1 protein-coding gene and 1 tRNA gene are annotated in these 3213 nt (G+C 33.4%); one reads left to right on the forward strand and one right to left on the reverse strand.

Annotated elements, in window-relative coordinates:
- Positions 1–70: 70 nt before the first annotated feature.
- A tRNA-Asn gene (locus J0H12_07450) sits at positions 71–149 on the forward strand.
- A gap of 1115 nt (positions 150–1264) precedes the next feature.
- Here the strand turns inward: J0H12_07450 and J0H12_07455 are convergent.
- Positions 1265–2956, reverse strand: a complete 1692-nt coding sequence (locus tag J0H12_07455) for a hypothetical protein (GenBank protein MBN9413734.1) — start codon at positions 2954–2956, stop codon at positions 1265–1267.
- Positions 2957–3213: the final 257 nt, after the last annotated feature.

Genomic DNA, 3213 nt, shown 5'->3' on the forward strand with positions numbered 1-3213 from the left:
ACCCTTATTATATAGAATAAAAACAGCTAATGTTTTAAAATTATTATTTTAATATAAAGGCTTATATATATCCATAGATACAGGTATATATAATAAGAAGGTGACTGTTAATCACTGGGTCGGCGGTTCGAGCCCGTCCCGGGGAGCCATTAAAATCAATCCTTTTATGTTTAATAATATGAAGGGAAGGATTGTCTCCAAATTGTCACACGAGACAACCTATTAAATTTAATCATACAAACATTAGGGTTCCAAAATAGAGACTATTTTGCTTGTTGTGGACAAAGCAATTTATACGTTATGCTTATTATGCAAATGATTTGAATAATTTCTTAAAACCCGATTAAATAAACCTCAAAAATATCCTTAAAATAAATAGAGAGAGAACGATCAAATGCACTCTATTGCTATCTATCCATTGCATATTTAATTTAGAGCCTACTCATCTGTAGAATACTTCACAGCTAACATGGCTAATTTGGGAAGAATATGGGAGTGAAAAAGCCTAATTCAATACCCTTCCCTATATTTAGGAACTATATATTATGGATGCAATAGAATCTCATGAACACCTATGTAAATGGCAAAAGAAGCCTTCTATCAAAAGGATGAGATCTTAAACAATTTCCTGAGGCTGCAGTCAAACTGATAGAAGCTTCTCAAACAACTGAGCAAAGATTAAAGGAGGCAAGGAAAGCATTATCAATAAAGATAAGCAGAAGTTAGGTCATCTTCTAGAAGAGAGGTTATAGTTAAGCTGTCAATTCCTATCGTTGCTATCTTCATGGTTAGGATCCTCCTTCTTTTTGCTCAGAATATTATACTCTACTCTGGCGAGTCTATTCTGGAGTATCCCCTGGACATATTGCTTTAGCTCCTAATATATATCAACCGTCGTCTCGCGTTGAAGTATCTTCAAAAAGCTACAAAAGAAGGTGATCCTCTGACTTTATTAAACTACGGCATTATCCCAAAAGAACTACAAGAATTTCTTTTAGAAGCTGGAAATACTCACAAGCTAGAGAGACTTGATGATGAAGAGTATTACATACACCGCAGATTCCGGTTCAGAAAGTGATGATTTATATTTCTCTATAGAAGAAGATATTATTAATTGAGCTCTATCTTTATGTCATTATTAGAACTGACACATACTCTCCTAATATGACTCCTCTATCTAGCGTTGACAGCGCGTTTATTAGTTAAAATAACCTTTTTAATATAAATGAGATTCTTTCTGCTTAATTTTTATCGACATCTTTACTTAGGAAAAGAGTTCTTTTGCTAGAGATTCAACCGATTGAATATATTGATCAACATTATTTATTGCTGAATCTAAAGCTTCATGATTAATTGCCATTTTAGCAATTCTTGAATTGGGGCCACTATGCGCATCATGTAAAAGCTGTTTTAGACTTTGTAATTTATTTACTAAATCAAATTCACTTAGATTGGATACTATCTGTTTATAATTTTCCAGAGCTCCAGAATAGTGGGATGATGAAAGTTTAAATAATTTAATTGCCTCTATTGAATTTCTGAGAATATCTACAACAAAGTTAGTAAATTCAGCATCTATGGAAAAAAACATAAGGTCGGAAATTGGTTCATTCAGTAAATATTTTTGATAGGACGACATGCTCGATTCTACATATTTATTAAGTGCAACCCCTAAATTATTTCGAGCTACTGCCAAAGATTTATTGATTATATCAGGATGAGGATGTCCTATTTCTTGGGTGGTTTCAATAAAATTTATCCCCTTACGGATTAGCCTTAACTTTTTGTTTATATCTTCTTCTTGTGAAGCATGATTTAAAATCCTTACTCCAAGCTGTTCTAATACTATTTTTACAGTATCTGTCTCCTCTAAAGCTTCAGAAAAATGATAAGAAGCAACCTTGTAAAGTATATCTGCCTCTTTAAGAATATCTACTGTATCAGCATGCAAAGCAAGGTCTTTAGGCTCAAGATCATAAATAGCCTCTATTAATTCTGTCGCTAAACCACAGAGAGTTTTTCCCAATAATTCTTGCTTGGTTTGCGGAAGCGGACGCCACATATTTTGAGCGGTTTCAATAAAAGCAACACCTTCACGAATAAATTTTAATTTTTCTGTTGTATCTTTTTGTTTCTGGGCATGCGTAATTGTTCTTGTGCCCTGGTTAAATAGAGTAATTAAAAGATTGTCTAGATGTTCCGGTCCATTAGCTAAATCTTGAGAAGCAAGTTTATAGATATTAAATGCTTCAAGTAATGCTTCTTTAATCTGTGCATTTTGAGTCATATCACCATAATTAAGACCGTTTAATAAAGTTTCTCCTAAAAGATTGCGTGCCCATGCTAAAATTGAACTTAATTTATCAATGTTGGGATATTTCATTTCTTCAACAGTTTCAAGAAATCCGAGGCCTTCACGCATAAGCTTTAATCTCTCGCTCGCTATTTCTTGTTTTTCAGCACATTTTACTAAAGAACAACCTAAGGCTAAAACAACTTCTCGTTTATTATGTATTGAGTCAGAACCATCAGTTTTTAAGCTAGCATCTGCAAATTCACTAGCTTCTCTTAGCACAGGTATGCATTCAATTTCTCCAAGCTCTTCAGCTCTCTTGTATAAATTTACGACCATTTGATTTAATGCCGCATATAAATTAGATTTTGCAGTTTCTGATCCTAATGAGACATGCTTTTTGACTATTGTTAACTGTTTACGGTAGAAATCAATTTTATCATTAAGCGGTAGATCCGCTTTAAATAAGTCATAGTGACTTTCAATGGCTTTAAAGAAGGACTCATCAGGATCATCTTTTACTACCTTAAGAATAGCTTCTCTTATCAAAGGAGAGCTAGAGAGCTTTAATTGAATCTGCTCCATAGAAAGAGATCGGTCAATAGAGACTCCTTTTACAACTATTTCTCTTTTGTTCCATTCAAGATCACCATTAAATGTCACAGGGACAACAAATTTTATTCCCCTATTTGAATAATTTGCCTGAATTCCATCGCTAAAGATAATATCAATTTCTTGATGTGTTGCAAAAGATATATTTACATTTAAAAATAACCCGAACTGTGTTTAAGAATTAAGTTTGAGGATTGAATGTAAGGAAGGTTTGTCGTCTCTGATTTGGTAATTGATGAGCCCAGCTAAGAGATGGGATAAGGCATTGATAGGATTGCGATGTCTGTGATGGATCAAAGTATTTAAAG

Source organism: Candidatus Paracaedimonas acanthamoebae (assembly GCA_017307065.1).
Lineage (GTDB): Bacteria > Pseudomonadota > Alphaproteobacteria > Caedimonadales > Caedimonadaceae > Paracaedimonas > Paracaedimonas acanthamoebae_A.